Origin of the sequence: Rhodococcus sp. MEB032 (assembly GCF_030208925.1) — a bacterium.
Lineage (GTDB): Bacteria > Actinomycetota > Actinomycetes > Mycobacteriales > Mycobacteriaceae > Rhodococcus_F > Rhodococcus_F qingshengii.
The window spans coordinates 84,110-104,056 of sequence record NZ_JARVSY010000014.1 but is presented as its reverse complement, the minus strand read 5'-3'; the positions used below and the strand labels follow the sequence as shown (position 1 = coordinate 104,056).

The window sequence follows — 19,947 nt, the reverse complement described above, 5'->3', positions numbered from 1 at the left end:
ATGAACGAGATAGTCATAGAGCGCGCAACGGACGAGGACGCCGCGGAAATCCTTGTTCTACAACGCTGTTGCTGGGTTTCGGAAGCAATCTCCAACAACAGCATGGACATACCCCCGCTCCACGAGGACCTACCCACGGTCCGAGCCTGGGTTCAGGAGTCGACTGTCTGGACCGCACGACGCGGCGGCCGGCTCGTCGGGGCCGTGCGAGGAACCGCGGACGGAACCGCATGGCAGATCGGTCGCCTCATGGTGGCACCGGACTTGGCGGGCAACGGCCTCGGCCGACGCCTCTTGCAGCACGTGGAACAGAACGCTCCGGAGCACATCACACGTTTCGAGCTGTTCACCGGAAGCAGGAGCCTGCGGAACATTCGCCTGTACACCCGAGCGGGCTACTCCCAATTGCCGCCGGACCCCAGCCACATCCCCGGAGTCGTCTACCTGTCCAAGCCGAACGCCATCAACTCCGACTGAACGGCGATACTGACTTCTGTGGTGAACATTCGCGTCGCAGCGCAGACAGACTTGCCGTTCTTACGTGAGCACGACTCGCACGTCGCTGCCGAGGAACTCGCGTCAGTGGTCCAACGCGGCCGGATACTCATCGCCGAGGACAACGGTAATCCAATCGGATGGCTGCGCTGGGGCTTGTTCTGGGACGAGATTCCGTTCATGAACATGCTGACCGTCCTGTCTTCGAACCGCGGCCAAGGCATTGGGCGCGCTTTGGTCACAGATTGGGAAAAACGCATGAGCCGCGCGGGACACTCGCAGGTCCTCACCTCGACACTCGCCGACGAATCAGCCCAGAACTTCTATCGCGCAATGGGATACAGCGACGCGGGAGTTCTGTTACTCCCAGGCGAGTCCTCCGAAATCTTCCTACGCCGAGACCTCGAGCCTGCGCCCGATCTGACCGATCCCCACATTACCCGCGAGTAATATATGGTGGTCGTCACACCGCGATCTCAGGGTGGGGCGTGGCACACCAATGTGGAGGACGAGTATGTCGTCAAGGGTCTTATCTCGCACAGTTGTCGGAGTACTCGCGGTTGCACTGACAGGCGTCGGTGCACCGGCAGCACTCGCGCAGCCGGCTCTTGCCCAGTCCCCTGATGACAGTTTCTACAGCTACGAGGGCGCGGCGCCTCTCTCGTCGTACGCTCCAGGCGCGGTCCTCGAGACTCGCACCGTGCCGTACACCGTGCTCAACATCCCGACCCCGATACAGGCAGTGCAGGTTCTCTACCGATCAACCGACGCCCTCGGTCAGCCGTCGGCCAACGTCACCTCGATCCTGCGCCCGGCCAACGCTCAACCGGATAAAGTTGTTTCGTACCAATCCTTTTACGATTCACTGAACCCCGACGACAGTCCGTCGCGGGCCATCGCGGGCAACACCCCGATCGGAGATTGGACGCCGAGTGGGCGCAATTTCAACGTCGGCGGAACCTTCACGTCCATCGAGGCAGCCTTGTTCGGGCCGCTCTTCGCCCTCGGCTACACGATCGTCGTCCCGGACACCGAAGGCCCGGATGCAAACTTCGCTGCCGGACCCGAATACGGGATGATGACGCTCGACGCTCTGCGTGCGGCCCGCGATGTCCCGGAAACCGGAATCACCGACGACGCAGAGATCGCGCTGATGGGTTACTCCGGCGGAGCGATCGCCACCAACTGGGCTTCGATCCTCGCTCCCGCGTACGCACCGGAGATCAACGACAACTTGATCGGTGCCGCGCAGGGCGGCGTGCTGGTCAATCCGGCTAACAACCTTCGCTACGCGAGCGGAAGCATCGGGTGGGGCGGCGTCGTCGGCATGGCTATCGTCGGCGTTGCGCGTTCGTACGACATCGATTTCGGAAAGTATCTCAGTGACCGTGGACGCGACGTCATGGCTCGACTCGAAGACGCGTCCATCGGCAATGTGCTGGCACAGTACCCCGGTCTGACCTGGCAGGAACTGGTCAAGCCCGAGTACGCCGATCCCAATACGGTTCCCGAGTACGTCGATGTCGTGAACAAGATCAACATGGGCACCGCAGCCACACCGACGATTCCGATGTTCATCGCCCAGGCAGCCAACGGCACTATCGAGGGCACCCAACCCGGTGGCCCCGGCGTCGGAGCAGGCGACGGCGTCATGATCACGGGCGACGTCCGTACACTCGCACGCAAGTATTGCGACGCCGGCCTGCCGATTCAGTACGACCAGTACGACACCATCAGCCACTTCCTCGGCGCCATGCTCTGGCTCCCCGGTGCGCTCACCTGGATCGACGACCGATTCACCGGCAAGCCTGCTCCGTCCAACTGCGCGAACATTGCACCGGGGAACTCTCTTGCGCCGCAGGAACATGCGGCGCGCTAGCGAAGCGATCCCGCCAACAGATACCTTTGTCGTCCTGGTGCGCTATCGAACTCAACTGCATGGACCGCGTTATCGCAGGGCCCGTAAATCGCACTTAGAGTTCTGCGCCGACACGATATCCCTCTGCGACAGCGTGACTGATCCGACGGGGCGCGACGCAGTCACCGATGACGCTGACGGACTCTCCGGCAACGAGACCAAGATTCGACATCGGAATCCGCGGTTTGTGCCAGACGGCCAACGCGTCGTAAATCGTTATGTCACCACCGCCGAACACGGGCCGCAGAATCAGTGGCAACGCGGAATCTTCCGGAACCACGAGTGTGTGGCAAATCTTGAACTCCACGCCGCCGTCACCGAGCCGGCCGAGAAGTGGGCCTGCACTCTCGGCCGGAATCCGCGAGACCAATGCAGAAAGCGGGGTGGCAAAGGTGACGTGCCAGCCCCGGCCGGCGAGCGCTTCGGCGGCGCTGTATGCGGGCCAGAATCCGTCACCCTCGTCGAATACCACTGCGCGTCGACTTGCCACCTCCGGTACTCGACCGGACAAGACGTCGTCGACCGTGGCTGCTGCTCGACCCGACAGTTCGATCGGTAGTTCGGCCGGCCGCGATCCGGTGGCCACGATGACGTGGTCAGCTGACGAGTGGATGTCGGCAAGGTCGTCGGCGTCGATTTCGGCACCGAGGTTGACATCGACTTTGAGCCGTTTGAGTTCTCGCCCAAGGTAATCGATGATATCGACCAAGGTGGCGCGATGCGGCGCAGCCGCGGCCACGCGGACAGCGCCGCCGAGAATGGTGTTCCGCTCGAACAGTGTGACACGGTGCCCGCGCCCTGCGGCGACGCGCGCTGCCTCGAGTCCGGCCGGCCCGCCGCCGATGACAAATACTTCCTTGGTGCGCGGGGAGACGACACCAACACCCGGATGCCGACCGCGCCCGACTTCGGCGTTGACCGCGCAATGGAGATGCGGGTCGAAGGCACGGCAATCCTGATTGATACCGAGACAGCCACGGATCTCGTCGAGGCGGCCGGTCTGCGACTTGATGGGCAAGTCAGGATCGGCGATGAGCGCCCGTGCCATCCCCACCATGTCGACGTAACCGGACTTGATCGCGTGATCGGCGGTGGCGGCGTCGCGAATACGCTGGCCAACGAGAGTGGGAATTCCGGTGGCAGCTCGCACCTTTGACGCGGACGGAATTGCGACAGCGTCCTCGTTGGTGGAGTCCTTGACATATTTCCCGCGGGTGCCGTGCGTGATGGAGAAGTAATCGACCCCGAGTTCGGTCATATTCTCGGCGATGCGCACGCAGTCATCGATCCGCATTCCACCGGGGATTTCCTCTTCACCGCTCAGTCGCACGCCGAGGGCGAATCCGGTCGGCATGACGGAGCGCATTGCCTCGATCACCAAGCGGGGGAAACGCATTCGATTCTCGAACGATCCACCGAAGCTGTCGGTTCGCTGGTTGGTCAAGGGGGACATGAACTGAGCAGGCAGATAACCGTGCGCGGCATGGATTTCCGCGCCGTCTGCGCCTGCCTTGACAAGATTCGCGGTCGAGATGCGCCAGCCTTCGATAATGTCTTCGATCTCTGTAATCGTGAGTTCGTGAGGGGGGTAGGCATCGCGCGGTGTCTTTATCGGGGACGGGGCCGACGGCGGCGCATCCGATTCGCCGCCGATGAATTCGCGGCCGAGGTGACACAACTGACCGATGAACTTCGCGCCGTGACGGTGTATCACTTCGACTTTCGCGGCTGTGGCCGGAACGAATTCGTCGATGTACGCCTCGACGAGCTTTCGTGAGCGCAGCGTCGTGGTCGGGTGCACCACGGTGGCACCGCCGATGATCAGACCTACTCCACCGGCCGCGAGTCGCTGGAAATGTTCGGTGTCCCCGTGTGTGGGGACACCGTTTTCGGCCATGCTCGTACCGGCAGGCAAGGCCACCAATCGATTCTTGATGGTCATGCCACCGACTGCGAACGGTGAAAATAGGTGGGGGAATTCGTTACCCATGAGTGCTCTCCCAGCTCGCAACTACTGACATGGCGATCCTACTCTAACTGTATTGAATTCAGTTTAGCCAACAATGGCGGCATCGAAAACCTGCACGCACCCAACTATTGTGACGTGAGCCACATCATGGCATACTGCCGTCGTCAGCTAAACCGAGTTCAGGTCATCTCGAATGAATGCTGAATTTGCTTGTTCTCGAATATCTTTCGCGGTTCGACAACGAGATCTCCGGAAAATACCTATGACATACGAGCGCCAGAAGGGCACGTCCATGAAGATCTTTCCCCGGTCGGTCATAGCGGTGACTGCGGCCGCCACGCTGATGGTGGCGGCCGCGTGCAGCAGTAACGAGACCATGGCAACGCTGGCCTCCGGCAGTTGGGACGACGTCGTCGCCGCGGCCACAGCCGAAGGTTCCGTGCGGCTTTACTCCACCCAGCATCCGGCAAACCTCGAGGCACTGCGGGTTGCATTTGCGCAGCAGTATCCGCAGATCACCTTGGAAGTTACGCGCGGCACCGATGTCGAGATGAACCCTCGAATCGAAACCGAGAATCGAACTGGCAAGGGCGTAGGCGACGTTCACATGTCCTCGGATCCGTCCTGGATCAAAAATGCCGCCGCAACCGGCGACTTCTCGACGGCGATTGTCGGCCCAGCCTTCGACAATCCGATATACGATCGCGCTCGAAGTGTGATCGACGACCAGTTCTTCCTGACCAGCGCGGCTATATTCGCGCTCGGTTGGAACACCGACGCTCTGCCCCAGGGGCTTCGATCACCGGACGACCTGCTTGATCCCGCACTGAAGGGGAAGATCGGGGTTGTGAACCCCGGCGGATTCGCGGCCGTGGTCGACGAGTACCAGTTCTTCGAAAAGAATTGGGGCAACGGCGATTTCAACGAACGGCTCGCGGCCCTGAATCCTCGAATCTACCCGAGTTCGCTGGGTATCGCCCAAGCATTGAGCTCGGGTGAGATTGCCGCAACCCCGATGGTGCAACCGCTGGTGCGGGAGATGGCGACAGGTGCCCCGGTGGACTGGGTACTGCCGGAGCCGGCTTGGGGAACGCCGTGGTATTCCTTGGTACTTGCGTCCGCGCCGCATCCGAATGCCGCGCAGGTACTGGCCAACTTCATGGTCACAGAAGCAGGGCAGAAGGCACTCTCGTACGGATACGGTAGTGCTCTGCCGGACATCTCGGGTTCGGTCGGACGTGCGCAGGATATCCCTCTACCGGACACCGCTGCGCTCACTCCCGAGCTGACCGGCAAGTTCCAAGAAGAATGGGAGCGGAGCTTTCAACGTTAGTGGTGCGATCTGGCCCGCCTCGGATCGAGGCGGGCCACCTCAGTGCTTTACTACTTCAGTACTTTTCACCCACCTCGGCCTTCTCGACCAACGACTGCGGTGGTTCGAAATGACTGCCGTACTTCGACGCCAGATCTCGGGCGCGGTCGACGAAACCTGGCAGCCCGCCGTCGTACTGGTTGATGTACTGGATCACGCCGCCGGTCCAGGCTGGAAAGCCGATACCGTAGATCGAGCCGATGTTAGCGTCCGCGACCGATTCCAGCACGCCCTCGTCGAAGCAGCGCACGGTCTCGAGCGCTTCAGCGAACAGCATTCGTTCCTTCATGTCCTCGAACGGAATTTCCGTGGACCCTGACTTGAACGCTTCACGCAGACCTGGCCAGATGCCGACGCGCTTGCCGCTCTCGTCGTACGAGTAGAAACCGCCGCCGCCGGATCGTCCGGTGCGCTCGAGTTCACCGACCATCCGATCCATGACGGCGTTGGAACCGTGGAATGGAACGGTCTCGCCTGCGGCGAGCAATGCCCGCTCGGTTTCCTTGCGGATCTTCTGCGGCAGTGTGAGTGTCAGTTCGTCCATGAGCTGCAGTGGCGGTGCCGGGTATCCGGCCTGTGCGCCTGCTTGCTCGATGAACGTGGGGTTTATGCCCTCGCCGACGGCGGCCATCGCCTCGTCGAGGAACTTGCCGATGACGCGCGAGGTGAAGAAGCCACGACTGTCATTGACCACGATGGGGGTCTTACGGATCTGCTGGGTGTAGTCGATGACCCTGGCCAACACAGCATCCGACGTCTTGGCGCCTTTGATGATCTCGACCAGGGGCATCTTGTCCACCGGGGAGAAAAAGTGGATTCCGATGAAGTCTTCCGAGCGCGCGACACCTTCGGCCAGGATGGTGATCGGCAGGGTGGAGGTGTTGGAGCCGAGCACCGCTTCGGGTTCGACGATGTTCTCGATCTCCTGGAACACCTGGTGTTTGACTTCGACCGATTCAAATGCGGCTTCGATTACCAGGTCGACGCCCGCGAAATCGGCGGCGTAGGTGGTCGGTGTGATTCGGGCGAGGAGTTGTTCGGACTTCTCCGCCGTGGTCTTGCCACGCGCGAGCGCTTTGGCCTCCAGCGCTACCGCGTACTGCTTGCCTTTCGCCGCTGCGTCGAGCGAAACGTCCTTGAGCACCACGTCGATTCCGGCCTGGGCGGAGACGTATGCGATTGCGGCACCCATCATTCCGGCTCCGATGACACCCACCTTCTTAGCGGTGAACTTGTCGTAGCCGTCTGGCCTTGACGCTCCACCGTTGATCGCCTGCAGGTCGAAGAAGAAGGCGTTGATCATGTTCTGGGCCACTTGGCCGGTCACGAGCGAGACGAAGTAGCGGGTCTCGATCTCGTCGGCAGTGTCGATGTCGACGTACGCGCCTTCGATCGCGGCAGCCATGATCGCGCGTGGTGCCGGCATCGGTGCACCCTTGAGTTGCTTACGCAGGAGACTCGGGATAACCGGTAGGACCTGGGCCATCTTCACGTCAGCCGGTCCGCCGCCGGGAATCTTGAATCCTTTGGTGTCCCAAGGCTGTATGGCATCGGCGTGGTCGTGAATCCAAGCCTTGGCCGCCGGTAGCAATTCCGCCACCGAACCAACGACCTGGTCGATCAGGCCCAACTCCAGCGCGCGTGTCGGGCTCAAACGCGGGCCCTGCAGCAGCACGTTTGCCAGCGCCCCCTGGATGCCGAGCAGCCGTACGACACGGGAGATTCCGCCGCCGCCGGGCAACAGACCCAGGGTGACCTCGGGTAAGCCGAGTTGGTTGCCCTTGACGTCGGCCGCGATGCGGTGGTGGGTGTGCAGCACGATTTCCAGCCCGCCACCGAGCGCGACGCCGTTGATGGCGGACACTACGGGCTTGCCCAGCACCTCGAGTCGCCGCAGCACCTTCTTGAGTTCGTTGAGGTGGGTGGTGACCTCGGTGGCAGAAACCGGGTTCTTCGCCTGCGGTCCCCAAGCCTGCATGTCCCTGAGGTCACCACCGGCAAAGAATGTTCGCTTTGCCGAGGTGAGCACGACGCCGACGAAACTGTCCTTCTCGGCTTCGAGTCGGTCGACTGTCGCGGCCATTGACGACGTGTACAGGGCGTTCATCGTGTTGGCGCCCTGATTCGGGTCGTCCATCGTGAGCACGAGGACGCCATCGGTATCGAGCGCCCAGCCGATCATGTTGTCAGTCATTGATTCTGTATGTTCTTTCTCTTCAACAGAGGGAGGAGCGGACCGGGGTGCAGACTCAGACGCGTTCGATGACGGTGGCTATACCCATGCCGCCGCCGATGCACAGCGTGATCAGGCCGTAGCGTCCGCCGGTACGTTCGAGTTCGTCGAGCACGGTGCCGACCAGCATGGCTCCGGTAGCGCCGAGTGGGTGGCCCATCGCGATGGCCCCGCCGTTGACGTTGGTCTTCTCGTGCGGGATCTTCAGATCCTTCATCCACTTCATGACCACGGAGGCAAAGGCCTCGTTGAGTTCGAAGACGTCGATGTCGTCCACGGTCAGTCCGGCCCGCTTCAGAGCGAGTTCGGTGGCGGAAGTAGGTCCGGTCAGCATGATCGTCGGTTCACCACCGGTTTGGGCGGTGGCCACGACGCGGCCGCGCGGCGTCAGGCCGCCGCGCTTACCCGCGGCTTCGCTGCCGACGAGTACCAGTGCGGCACCGTCGACGATGCCCGAAGAGTTACCGCCGGTGTGGATGTGGTTGATCTTTTCTATGTTGACGTACTTCTGCAGCGCAACCTCGTCGAAACCGGTTGTAGCCGCATGTTTTTCGAACGCCGGTGTGAGCTTGCCCAGACTCTCGACGGTGCTTCCCGGACGGCGATGCTCGTCGTGATCGAGCAGGACGACCCCGTTGAAGTCCCGCACCGGAACCACGGATTTGGAGAAATAGCCTGCATTCCAAGCATTTTCCGCGCGCCCCTGTGACTGTGCGGCGTAACCGTCGATGTCCTCGCGGGTGAATCCTTCGACCGTGGCGATGAGGTCGGCGCCGATCCCCTGCGGGGCGATGTACAGGTCGTATGCGGTCGCCGGGTCGGTGAAGATGGCGCCGCCGTCGCTACCCATCGGGACACGCGACATCGACTCGACGCCGCCGGCGATCACCAGGTCGTCCCAACCGGATGCAACTTTCTGCGCCGCCAGGTTTGTGGCCTCGAGACCTGACGCACAGAAGCGATTGACCTGCGTGCCTGGCACCGAATCCGGCAATCCCGCGAGCAGGGCCGCGGTGCGCGCGATGACTGCACCCTGCTCGCCCACCGGGGAGACGACGCCCAGTACTACGTCGTCGATTTCTGCGGGATCCATTGCGGTAAAACGGGTTCCGAGTTCCTGGATCAGCCCGACTACAAGGTCGACGGGCTTGACACTGTTCAATGAGCCTTTTCGCAGCTTGCCTCTCGGCGTGCGAATGGCCTCGTAGATAAATGCTTGTTCACTCACAGGGATTCCTTTTGGTCATGACGGCTCAGTTGTTTCGGCCGGACAAGAGTGAGAGTCGCCGGCCGCATTGGCGGCGCGCGCCTGCGATAGAGATCGCGGAGGAGTGCGAGAGCGCGGGAGAATTACGGCGTCCCCGGGTAGCGCGGCAAGGCTGCGCTGTACCCGAGGTCGGCCTGGATGGAGCTGGAATCAGGAGAAGGACAGTTCGGGGGTGCGGGCGATCAGTAGGCGCCGCACCTTGCCCTCGCTGTCGAGCTGCGCAGTGGCGTTGAACGAAGCCTCGAAATCGCCGCCTCGAGTGGTGCGCCCGAGTGACAACTCGACACCGTCGACGAATGCCCCGGCGTCGATGTGGTGGATCAGAACACTCTTCTCGCGTTGCGCCAGGTAGGCGACGAGACCGTCGCGATCGCCGACGAACTCGGCAGACTGACCATCACCCTTCGAGAACTGAACGGACATCACGAAGTCTTTGCTGATCATCGTCAGCACGCGGTCCGGATCGTCGGAATCCATGTACTCGAACCACTGGATGAGCACTGGCGTCTGGTTGGTCTCGCTCATCAGCGAACTCCTTCGACGGACGAATCGGGGGGAATCAAACTGAACTCAGCGTCGAAGGTCACCTGATAGCGATCGACGAGACCGGCGGAATCGACGTGCATGACACCGACGAAATAGCCCGTGGTCTTGGTCCCGTTCTCAGTCACCGACCCATGCAGGAAATGCAGATCTCCTTCGGCTGCAACGCGCAGGACCTTGTGTTTGCGATCCACCGGAGGGCGACCCGACAGGTAGTCGAGCATTGACGCACGACCACTCCCGTAGTTAGCCCCGGTGGGCAAGACCATGGCGAACTCCACGTTCTCGGCCAACAAGGCCACAGCATCTTCGAGTCGACCGCTGTCCACGGTCGCGTAATAGGTTTCGATCACTGAGCTCATGAGATGAACTTAGTTCGGTTCACCCCTTCTTGTCGAGGCCCTGACGCGCTAGTCTCGATCCATAACCAAACTGAACTCAAGTCAATTGGAGTGATATGAAATCGTCTACTTCCCAGGTAGAGCCCCCCTGGCCACTCTCCGAGCCCGCTGCTCTCAATCCTGGCCCCGAACAGTTGGAGCTTCGTGATGCGATTCGAGCGCTGCTCGGGAAACACGGCGGCGTAGAGCAGGCTCGGTCGGCTTCGCACACGGCCGAGGGATACTCGCCGGACCTCTGGCAGCAATTGATCGAGAATATGTCGGTCACTTCGCTCGCTGCGCCAGAAGATCGCGGCGGGCTGGGTTACGGCATGGTCGAACTCGGCATCATTCTCGAAGAGTGCGGTCGGAGTCTGGCCTGTGAGCCCGTGTTTTCCTCGGCGGTCCTGGGCGCCCAGGCACTATTGGCGGCCACGTATCCCGTCGACGAACTACTGGTCAACGTCCTCGAGGGATCCTCGGTGGCAAGCGTCAGTCCACTGACTGCCGCGACCGATCGACTCAGCGGTGTCGAAAGTGAATCCTCCTGGCTGCTCAGCGGTGAGGTCTCGGCCGTCGTAGGTGGTGCTGCTGCCGACCTCGTCATCGTCTCCGCCGACACCGCCGCCGGACGGCAGATATTCGCAATTAAGACAGCCGGTCAGGTGCACTGGCGCGAGCGCGAAGTCGTCGACCCCACCCGCAGACAGGCCGACCTGACCGTAGCGGAAGTGCCGGCAGTTCCCGTGGTCGGTGCCGACGATTATGCCCGGGTCTGTACTCGGATTCATGATTTACGGACGCTCGCAATCGCTTTCGAGAACACCGGAATTGTCGACGCCCTGCTCGAGATGACCGTCGAATACGTGAAAACCCGACACCAATTCGGGCGCCCGATCGGCTCGTTTCAAGCCGTCAAGCACCGACTGGCCGACGTACTCGTGCTGCTCGAGCGCGCTCGAGCAGCAAGCAGATATGCCGCAGCCGTATACGACGAGGCCCCGGGCACTGCCCGATTGGCGATCGCGGTGGCCGGCGCCGTCTGCACCGACGCGGCCATCGACGCCGCGGCCGAGGCCGTGCAATTGCATGGCGGCGTCGGCTTCACATGGGAACACCCGGCACACTCCTATTTCCGCCGCGCATTGGGAAACGAAGCAGTACAGGGCGATTCGCGCACTCATCGCGCACGCATCGCAGAACTGATCGGTATTTGACTGTTCGGAAAATGCCACCGACGCCGGGTATTGACGCGACGTCACCCGATCTGCATACTGAAGTGAATCCAGTTCAATTTACATCCACACGAAAGGCTCATGATGATCGAGACCGACCACATCCTGTTGGAGAAAGACGGAGACATCGCACGGGTTTGGCTCAACCGCCCGCACAAGAAGAACGCGGTCACCGTTGAACTGCTGCACCGCCTCGACGAGATCATTGTCGAGGTCGACAACGATCCGAACCTCAAGGTTCTGGTGCTACGTGGCGTCAACAACACGTTCTGCTCAGGTTTCGACCTGGACGAGCTGCTCTCCGACTTCATCGGCAGCACCACAGCGATGGACGTCGCCGTGCTTTCGGCCAAGGTCTGCGACCGTCTCTACTCGATGAACACACCCTCGATCGCAGTCCTCGAAGGCTACGTCACCGCAGGTGGTTTCGAACTGATGATCTCGTGCGACTTCGCGATCGCATCGGATGACGCCAAGATCGGCGACTTCCACATCCGTCGCGCACTCTTCGGTGGCGCCGGCCCGATCTACCGCCTTCCTCGCATGATCGGGGTTCGCAAGACCAAGGAGCTCATGCTCACCGGCAAGCTGCTCTCGGGCACCGAGGCCGCTGCATTCGACCTGATCAATGCTTCGGCACCGGCCGATCAGCTCGATCAGACCGTGGCAGACTTCGCCGCGACTCTGACCGACAAGAGCCCGTTCATGATGAAGCTCACCAAGATGTGCATCGACAAGGGCCTCGACGCCGACATCCAGTCGCTCATGGTCATGGAGCACTTGGCCGTCGGCAACGCACTGCAGTCGGAAGACGGCAAGGAAGGCGTCACCGCATTCCTCGAGAAGCGTGATCCGGTGTGGGTCGGCCGCTGATCTGATTCACCCCGAGACCTGAAGGGTAGGCATGGCAGAGAAGACAGCAATCGTGCTCGAAGGCAGCCGGTGCACGGTGTGCGCCACGGTGGCCTTTCCGGCCGGCGTCATATGCAGCAAGTGCGCAACGCCAACGGCAGCACCTCTCGATTTGAGTACCCGAGGTGTGCTGTGGGCGTATACGATTCAACGTTTTCCTCCGAAATCGCCGCCGTATGTATCGCCCGCCGGAGGGTTCACTCCTTTCGCGGTCGGTTACATCGAACTCCCTGAAGGAATCAAGGTCGAGGCAATCATCGACTGTGAAGACTTCGACGGACTGGATCAGGCACCGGTGACGTTGGTCGCCACCTCACCGGTGCCCCGGTTCGCCGTCGACCGTGACGCGAAGGAAGGAGCAACCAAGTGACGCAGCCTATTTCGATCGTCGGAGCCGGGCTCTCGAAGTTCGGCCGGCAACCGGGAGTGAGTGGGCGTGCCATGGCCGTCACCGCGATCGGCGCTGCGCTCGATGATGCCGGACTTTCATGGCCCGACGTCCAGGTCGCCTTCGGCGGCAGTGACGGATCCGGGCTGGCCGACACCTTGGTGGCCGAACTCGGTTTCACCGGAATACCTTTCACCAACGTCAAGAACGGTTGCGCAACCGGCGGTAGCGCACTCTTCTCGGCGGTCAATGCAGTTCGCTCGGGTGCAGCCGAGATCGCACTGGCGGTCGGCTTCGACAAGCACCCACGGGGGGCATTCGATCCCCGACCGGAAGAATGGGGCCTGCCGGACGGATACGGCGAGGCCGGTCTGATGGTCACCACACAATTCTTCGGAGCCAAGATCTCGCGCTATATGCGCCAGCACAACATCTCGGCCGACACCCTGGCCCGCGTGGCCGAGAAGGCTTATCGAAACGGCGTTCTCAATCCGAACGCCTGGCGCCGGGAGGCGATGTCCGCCGAGACCATCGCGACAGCCGACATGGTCAACGACCCGCTCACCCGTTACATGTTCTGCTCACCCGGAGAAGGCGCCGCCGCGATCGTGGTTGCCAGCGAGAGCGCAACCAAAGCGCTCGCCGCGCGAGCGGTCACACTTCGGGCAATCACCCATCGCACCCGAAGGTTCGGCTCCTTCGAGGTTTTCAGCCCGGCCGTGCAAGGTAACGGTGAACCGACCAGTGTCAGTGCGGACGCCGCGCGGGCAGCCTTCGAGCAGGCAGGCATCTCCCCCGGCGAAGTCGACGTGGCTCAGCTGCAGGACACCGAGAGCGGTGCCGAAATTATGCACATGGCCGAGTGCGGCTTCTGTGAACCCGGCGAACAGGAATCGATGATTGCGGCCGGCGAGACAGAGATTGGCGGCCGTATTCCGATCAACACCGACGGTGGATGCATCGCCAACGGTGAGCCGATCGGTGCGTCGGGCCTGCGGCAGGTGCACGAGATAGTCACCCAACTTCGCGGTGAGGCGGGTGCCCGTCAGGTTCCCGGTACTCCCCGGATCGGGTTCACCCACGTATACGGCGCACCGGGCATCAGTGCCTGCACCGTATTGTCCGTATGAGTTTGCGAAGACGACTGAGGGCAGATCAGTGACACCACAAACGATTCCAGGTCTCGACGCGTTCACCGAGGAAGCCATCGCCTGGTTGCGTGGCGTCGCCGCACCTCGCACCGAATCGGTGTGGGGCGTTGGTTCGGATTCGGTGGCGGTATTCGAGAATTGGACCGCCGAGCAAGAGCGCGAGCACACCGACGAAATCTCGCGCTACGAACAGGCGAAGTTCGATGCCGGCTGGGGAGCACTGAGTTGGCCGCCCGAACGCGGCGGTCGCAGTCTGCCGCTGTCATACGTGTTAGCTTTCCGCCGGGCTGAGGAATCGTTCGACGTGCCGCGGCGGACCGAGATGTTCTCGGTTACACAGCAATTGATCGCGCCCACCATCGAGCAGTGGGGCACCGACGAGCAGAAGGAACGCTACGTGCGCGCGATGCTTCGCACGGACATCATTGCCTGCCAACTGTTCTCCGAGACCGAGGCCGGATCGGACCTGGCTGCCGTCCGCACCAAGGCGGTGCGCAGCGAAGCCGGCACGTGGACTCTCGACGGGCACAAGGTATGGACCTCCGGCGCGCTGGTGGCGGACTACGGAGTTGCGGTGTGCCGTACCGACGCCACCGTCGCGAAACATGCCGGGCTCACCATGTTCCTGGTCCCGATGAACGCACCTGGCGTGACCATACGCCCGATCCGGCAGATGACCGGCGGCAGCTCGTTCAACGAGGTGTACCTCGACGGCGTCGAACTCGAAGACGCGTATCGACTCGGTCCGGTCGGCAAGGGTTGGCAGGTTGCTCTCACCGTGCTGGCGGCCGAACGTCTGGACGGCGGAAATCTCGGTCTGGCCAACGCAGATCAGGCAATTGCACTCGCACAGAACCTCGAACGCGAGCTGACCGAGATCGAGAAGGACAAGGTGGCCGACCTGGTCGCCAGGAGCTATCTACAGCGCGTGAGCAATATGCGGGTGGCCGGGGCGATGCTTGCCGGCAACGAGCCGGGTCCTGAAGCCTCACTCGGAAAGTTGTTGGCTACCGACACCATGGCCAGAACGTCGGAAGTTGCCCGTTTGCTGCTCGGCCGTGAACTTACCGCCGATTCCGGTCGATGGGGAACGTTCGCGTGGTCCGAACACGCACTCGGCGCCCCCGGATACCGAATTGCGGGCGGCACCGACGAGATTCAGCACAACATCATCTCCGAGCGCGTGCTCGGTCTACCAAGGGAGCCGCGACCGTGACCAGTTCGACTCTGCAAGAACGGGTCGCCGCCAAACTACTGGCGGACTGCGGCGCGACGTTAACCGACTTCCAGCCGCTACTCGGTGGACACTCCGGACTGACGTACCGCGCCACCACCTCGACCGGTGACGTGGTGATCAAGGCGGTGCCGGAAGGCCAGCGATCCATCGGCAGGCACGACATGCTGCGACAGGCGCATATTCTGCAGGCGCTGGCCGGCACCGAAGTTCCGGTGCCGCGCGTAGTTGTCGTCGACGAGATCGAGCCCGCGTGGTTTGCCATGGAATTTGTTGCAGGCGAGTCACTCGAGCCCGTGCTCGACGACCCGGCCGTCGATCCGGTGCTCGCTGCCAATCGAATGCGTCGTGCCGCTGCAGTCCTACCGCGACTGCATGAGGTGGACCTGGCCACCATTGCAGGGCTCGCAGATCCCCTGACACCGGCAGACGAGCTCGAGCGCTGGGCCAAGACGCTGGGCGCAGTGCCACCGGAATTGGTTGTCGGCGCCGATCGTCTGTTGGAACTGTTGCGCTCCGACATTCCCGAACCTATCGAACCCACACTGGTGCACGGTGATTACCGTCTCGGCAACATCATCTCCGACGGACTGGAGCCAGTTGCACTCATCGACTGGGAAATCTGGTCTGCCGGAGATCCACGAGTCGAATTGGGCTGGTTTCTGGTATTCGCCGACGGTTCGAACTTCCCCGGTGTCGGTCGGGAAGTCACCGGACTGCCGAGCGCCGAAGAGTTGGTCGCGCTGTACACCGGAGCGGGTCCCGCACTCCCCGAACTCAACTGGTTCGACGCACTCGGCCGGTTGAAGATGGCGGCGATCATGGGCCACAACCTGCGTCGGCACCGCGAGGGTCGCCATCATGATCCGGACCAGGAGAAGCTGCCCGACACCATCAACCGGTTGATCGAGACCGGTACCGCTCTCCTGCGTCCCTAGATCTTCTAGGCCGCTGGTCTTTTGCGTCGCTGATAATCACCTAAGGAGACCTACCGTGGATTTCGCCTATTCCCCGCGGACCGAGGAACTGCTCGGCAAGCTCGAATCTTTCATGGCCGATTACGTCTATCCGGCGGAATCGGTGTACGACGCCCAGGTCGCTGCCAACGACAACCCGCACGAACAGCCCCAGATCATGCGCGATCTGCAGGCGAAGGCACGCGAATTGGGTCTGTGGAATCTGTTCATGACGCACGACGGACTCGGTGCCGGGCTCACCAATCTCGAATACGCTCCGCTGGCTGAGATCGTCGGCCGCTCCATCATCGGTAACGAGACGATCAACTGCTCGGCTCCCGATACCGGAAACATGGAGATCCTCGCCATGTTCGGCACCGACGAACAGAAGGCGCAGTGGTTGAAGCCGTTGCTGGACTGCAGTATTCGTTCGGCTTTTGCGATGACCGAACCGGCCGTGGCAAGTTCGGATGCGACAAACATTCGATCGACTATCCAACGTGACGGTGACGAATACGTGCTCAACGGCCGTAAGTGGTACACCTCCGGCATCCTCGATCCTGACTGCAAGCTCATGATCTTCATGGGCAAGTCGGATCCCGAAGGCCCGACCTACCGACAGCAGAGCATGATCCTGGTACCGGCCGACGCGCCCGGCGTTGAGGTCATTCGGGACCTGCCGATGTTCGGCTTCCAAGACCGACTCGGCCACGGCGAAGTTCAATTCACCGATGTTCGGGTACCGGCTGCAAACATGCTCGGCGCCGAGGGCGACGGATTCGCCATCGCACAGGGACGCCTGGGCCCCGGCCGGATGCACTACGCGATGCGCGCAGTCGGTATGGCAGAACGGGCACTGGACATGATGTGTAAGCGCGCGCTCGAAAGGGAAGCGTTCGGAGGCCCCCTTGCCGACCGCGGCGTAGTGCGTGAATGGATTGCCCGCAGCCGCATCGAGATCGACCAAATCAGGTTGCTCGTACTCAAGTCGGCTTGGTTGATGGATACCCAGGGCAACGCGTCTGCGCGCTCGGAAGTGGCCGCCATCAAGGTGGCAGCAATGGAAGTTGCGCACAAGGTTGTCGACCGCGCGGTGCAGACCTTCGGCGCCGCCGGAGTCAGCAACGACACGATCCTGGCTCGGCTGTATGCGATTACCCGCGCCCTGCAGATTGCAGACGGACCCAGCGAGGTTCATCTGCGCACCATTGCCCGCCTCGAGGTGAAGAAGCACAAATGAGTACACCAGAATTGACCGGTAAGGTCGCGCTCGTGACCGGCGCGAGCCGCGGTTTGGGACTGGCCATCGCGCGCGGACTCCGGGACGCGGGCGCGACCGTGATCGTGTCCAGCCGAAAGCTCGAGTCCTGCCGCGAAGCGGTGGCGTCGCTCGGTGACACCGGCCCGGGAACCGCTCACCCGTTCGCCCTGCACGTCGGGCACTGGGACAGTATCGAGCCCGCGGTCGACCAGATCACTGCCGAATTCGGCAGCCTCGACATCGTGGTCAACAATGCCGGCATCGCACCGCTGGCCGACAACTTGCTCTCCGCCTCGGAAGGGCTGTGGGACAAAACTATCGAGGTCAACGTCAAGGGACCCTTCCGGCTGATGGCAGTCGCGGGAGACCGGATGCGGGCGGCCGGCGGCGGCTCGATCATCAACATCTCCAGTATCGGTGCGGAGCGCCCGAGCCCACCGGAAGCGATGTACGCCGCGGCCAAGAACGGCCTCAATGCGCTCACCCGGGCGTTTGCTCAGGAGTATGCACCGACGGTGCGGGTGAACTGTGTGATGCCAGGCGGTTTCGCTACCGACATGGCCGAGAACTGGGACGACGAGTTCATCGGAAAGATCGTGGACCGTCTGCCTGCCGGGCGACTGGGCCGGCCTGAGGAGATCGCCGGTCTGGTGACGCACCTGGCCTCGGATGCGGCCGGCTACACGACCGGCGCGCTCATCCCGGTCGACGGCGGCCGAACCGCCGTGTACTGACGCTGCGATGTCCTGATATCGCAGTAAAGCCATGACAGACAACGGATTCGAAGGTGGACAGATGCTGACCGAGATGTTCGGACTGGCCGGACGGGTAGCGATCGTGACGGGTGCGTCGTCTGGTCTCGGAATGGGATTTGCGCGCACACTGGCCAGTGCCGGGGCCACGGTGTACGCCGCGGCCCGCCGGCTCGACCGCCTACAGGACTTGGCAGCCGAGGTACCGGGAATTGTTCCGGTTCGTTGCGACATCACCGACGACGCTGATCGGCGCGCCCTGATCGACAGGTGTTACGAACAGTCCGGACGGCTGGACGTACTCGTCAACAATGCCGGCATGCCGGGACCGCCGAACGCCGAGGACGAAACCATCGCGGGATTCAATTCGGTACTCGAGCTCAATCTGGTATCCGGATTTCACCTGGCGACCTACGCCTCGACCCGACTTCCGGAGAACGAACGCGCGTCGTACATCAACATCTCCTCGGTGATTGGGCTGGTGTCCACGGCCCCGATCGGTGGCGCGAGCTATGCGGCCTCCAAGGCCGGAGCACTCGGCTTGACCCGGGAATTGGCCGGTCAGTGGGGACGCAGGGGGATCCGCGTGAACTCCGTCGTGCCTGGGTGGTTCGATACGGAGATGACCGACGGACTGTTCAGCAATGACAAATCGGCGGGGTGGGTGCGTAAGAACACCATGCTCGGCCGCGGCGGGGTCGAAGGTGAGATAAACGGCGCAGTGCTGTTCCTGGCCTCGGATGCCTCCTCGTACATGACCGGCCAGGCGCTGGTTGTCGACGGTGGTTGGACGGCGCGCTGATGTTGGCAGTCCAGCTGACGGCGTGGGGTCAGCCTCCGCAGGTGCGTGAGATCCCCGTACCCGAGCCCGCTGAGGGGCAACTGTTGATCAAAGTCGGCGCCGCTGGTCTGTGCCGCTCGGATCTGCACGTCATGGATTCGCCCGCCGGACGTTTCGATTACCCGTTGCCGCTCACACTCGGCCATGAGGTTGCCGGTACCGTCGTCGGTGCGGGACCGCTGGCCGATCACGCGTGGATCGGTGAAAATGTTGTCATTCATGGTGTTTGGCCATGTGGCCGGTGCCGCAATTGCCGGCGCGAGCGCGAGAACTACTGCTTGGAGAAAGTCCCGCGTGGGGACGGCCGACTCAGCCCGATCGGAAACGGGTTGGGCCATCCGGGCGGGCTGGCAGAATACCTGCTGGTGCCCTCGGAAGCTGTTCTCGTTCGCGTCGGTTCGCTGAGCCCCCAGCAGGCCGCTCCGCTCGCCGACGCCGGCCTGACCGCATATCATGCGATCCGGACCAACAGCGACGTCATCGACTCGGACACTGTGGCTTTGGTGATAGGAATCGGCGGTCTCGGCCATCTGGCGGTGCAGATCCTGCGCTCTTTCGGCGTCACAGACATCATCGCCGTCGAGACAAGAACCCAGACACACGCTCTCGCGCTCGAATCGGGAGCACACGCGTGTTTTGCGACGCTCGCGGAAGCGACAGAGGCTGTGGCGAGCCTCGGCGGTGCCGACGTGGTCTTCGACTTTGTCGGGGCTCAGGCGACGGTCGAACCCGCTCCGGCGCTTCTCGCTCCCGGCGGCCGAGTTGTCGTCGTGGGAAGTGCGGGCGGGCAACTGACCGTCGGCAAAAGCCTTGGTTTGGTCAACGGCTGGCAAGTTCGGGCGCCGTTCTGGGGCACCATCGAGGACCTGCGTCAGGTGGTCGAACTCGCCAGTGCAGGAAAGCTGCATGCCGAGGTGACCACGTTCACGTTCGACAGCGCACTGGAGGCATACGATCGCCTGCGTTCAGGCGATCTGTCCGGCCGCGCCGTACTGGTTCCCACAGCCCCTTCATCGCTGTAAACATCCAACACACAATCG

General features: G+C 62.3%; 19 protein-coding genes. 14 read left to right on the top strand and 5 right to left on the bottom strand.

The genetic code is table 11. From position 1 onward, the window contains the following. From QRN54_RS16910 to QRN54_RS16900, 3 genes are all read left to right on the top strand, one after another. A complete protein-coding gene (locus QRN54_RS16910) occupies positions 1 to 477 on the top strand; it encodes a GNAT family N-acetyltransferase (protein WP_042922718.1) in 477 nt (158 codons plus the stop codon). A gap of 18 nt (positions 478 to 495) precedes the next feature. Continuing rightward, complete coding sequence (locus QRN54_RS16905) at positions 496 to 945, top strand: GNAT family N-acetyltransferase (protein ID WP_083055947.1); 450 nt, start codon at positions 496 to 498, stop codon at positions 943 to 945. A 64-nt stretch (positions 946 to 1,009) separates the two neighbouring features. Beyond that, positions 1,010 to 2,374 carry a lipase family protein gene (locus tag QRN54_RS16900; protein ID WP_083055945.1) on the top strand — a complete coding sequence of 455 codons (1,365 nt, stop codon included), beginning with the start codon at positions 1,010 to 1,012 and terminating at the stop codon, positions 2,372 to 2,374. A gap of 94 nt (positions 2,375 to 2,468) precedes the next feature. Here QRN54_RS16900 and QRN54_RS16895 read toward each other — a convergent pair whose 3' ends face one another. Then, positions 2,469 to 4,403, bottom strand: coding sequence for an oxidoreductase (locus QRN54_RS16895; RefSeq protein ID WP_063315083.1), 1,935 nt, complete (start codon positions 4,401 to 4,403; stop codon positions 2,469 to 2,471). 271 nt (positions 4,404 to 4,674) lie between these two features. On the opposite strand from QRN54_RS16895, the gene QRN54_RS16890 reads away from it, so the two are divergent. Further along, the gene (locus QRN54_RS16890) at positions 4,675 to 5,715 is read left to right on the top strand and encodes an ABC transporter substrate-binding protein (RefSeq protein WP_045066630.1); all 1,041 of its coding nucleotides are present in this window, start codon (positions 4,675 to 4,677) and stop codon (positions 5,713 to 5,715) included. Positions 5,716 to 5,770: 55 nt separating this feature from the next. Here QRN54_RS16890 and QRN54_RS16885 read toward each other — a convergent pair whose 3' ends face one another. The 4 genes from QRN54_RS16885 to QRN54_RS16870 form a co-directional block, all read right to left on the bottom strand. Beyond that, a complete protein-coding gene (locus QRN54_RS16885; protein ID WP_083055943.1) occupies positions 5,771 to 7,948 on the bottom strand; it encodes a 3-hydroxyacyl-CoA dehydrogenase NAD-binding domain-containing protein in 2,178 nt (725 codons plus the stop codon). 55 nt (positions 7,949 to 8,003) lie between these two features. Continuing rightward, entirely contained in the window at positions 8,004 to 9,215 is a 1,212-nt protein-coding gene (locus QRN54_RS16880) for an acetyl-CoA C-acetyltransferase (RefSeq protein ID WP_063315085.1), read from the bottom strand. A 189-nt stretch (positions 9,216 to 9,404) separates the two neighbouring features. After that, positions 9,405 to 9,779 carry a hypothetical protein gene (locus tag QRN54_RS16875; protein WP_021333780.1) on the bottom strand — a complete coding sequence of 125 codons (375 nt, stop codon included), beginning with the start codon at positions 9,777 to 9,779 and terminating at the stop codon, positions 9,405 to 9,407. Further along, positions 9,779 to 10,159, bottom strand: coding sequence for a nuclear transport factor 2 family protein (locus QRN54_RS16870; RefSeq protein WP_063315086.1), 381 nt, complete (start codon positions 10,157 to 10,159; stop codon positions 9,779 to 9,781). The genes QRN54_RS16875 and QRN54_RS16870 overlap by 1 nt, the downstream gene beginning before the upstream one ends. A gap of 95 nt (positions 10,160 to 10,254) precedes the next feature. Between QRN54_RS16870 and QRN54_RS16865 the strand changes: the two genes are divergently transcribed. The 10 genes from QRN54_RS16865 (at position 10,255) to QRN54_RS16820 (ending at position 19,929) form a co-directional block, all read left to right on the top strand. Further along, positions 10,255 to 11,394: an acyl-CoA dehydrogenase family protein gene (locus QRN54_RS16865; protein ID WP_063315087.1), complete on the top strand. Its 1,140-nt coding sequence runs from the start codon at positions 10,255 to 10,257 to the stop codon at positions 11,392 to 11,394. Positions 11,395 to 11,496: 102 nt separating this feature from the next. After that, positions 11,497 to 12,285 (top strand): enoyl-CoA hydratase/isomerase family protein, encoded by a 789-nt coding sequence (locus tag QRN54_RS16860; protein WP_031331690.1) that lies wholly within the window; start codon positions 11,497 to 11,499, stop codon positions 12,283 to 12,285. A gap of 31 nt (positions 12,286 to 12,316) precedes the next feature. Then, a complete protein-coding gene (locus QRN54_RS16855; RefSeq protein ID WP_083055939.1) occupies positions 12,317 to 12,694 on the top strand; it encodes a Zn-ribbon domain-containing OB-fold protein in 378 nt (125 codons plus the stop codon). Beyond that, positions 12,691 to 13,842: a thiolase family protein gene (locus tag QRN54_RS16850; RefSeq protein WP_045064296.1), complete on the top strand. Its 1,152-nt coding sequence runs from the start codon at positions 12,691 to 12,693 to the stop codon at positions 13,840 to 13,842. Before QRN54_RS16855 ends, QRN54_RS16850 begins: the two co-directional genes overlap by 4 nt. Before the next feature lie 43 nt (positions 13,843 to 13,885). Continuing rightward, a complete protein-coding gene (locus tag QRN54_RS16845; protein ID WP_063315168.1) occupies positions 13,886 to 15,079 on the top strand; it encodes an acyl-CoA dehydrogenase family protein in 1,194 nt (397 codons plus the stop codon). Next, positions 15,076 to 16,035, top strand: a complete 960-nt coding sequence (locus QRN54_RS16840; RefSeq protein WP_063315089.1) for a phosphotransferase family protein — start codon at positions 15,076 to 15,078, stop codon at positions 16,033 to 16,035. The genes QRN54_RS16845 and QRN54_RS16840 overlap by 4 nt, the downstream gene beginning before the upstream one ends. Before the next feature lie 55 nt (positions 16,036 to 16,090). After that, entirely contained in the window at positions 16,091 to 17,293 is a 1,203-nt protein-coding gene (locus QRN54_RS16835; protein WP_063315090.1) for an acyl-CoA dehydrogenase family protein, read from the top strand. Then, on the top strand, positions 17,290 to 18,048 hold the full coding sequence (locus QRN54_RS16830) for an SDR family NAD(P)-dependent oxidoreductase (RefSeq protein WP_285182458.1): 759 nt from the start codon (positions 17,290 to 17,292) through the stop codon (positions 18,046 to 18,048). The genes QRN54_RS16835 and QRN54_RS16830 overlap by 4 nt, the downstream gene beginning before the upstream one ends. Positions 18,049 to 18,079: 31 nt before the next feature. After that, positions 18,080 to 18,868, top strand: a complete 789-nt coding sequence (locus QRN54_RS16825) for an SDR family NAD(P)-dependent oxidoreductase (RefSeq protein WP_082845685.1) — start codon at positions 18,080 to 18,082, stop codon at positions 18,866 to 18,868. Beyond that, positions 18,868 to 19,929, top strand: a complete 1,062-nt coding sequence (locus QRN54_RS16820) for an NAD(P)-dependent alcohol dehydrogenase (RefSeq protein ID WP_045066632.1) — start codon at positions 18,868 to 18,870, stop codon at positions 19,927 to 19,929. Before QRN54_RS16825 ends, QRN54_RS16820 begins: the two co-directional genes overlap by 1 nt. Positions 19,930 to 19,947: the final 18 nt, after the last annotated feature.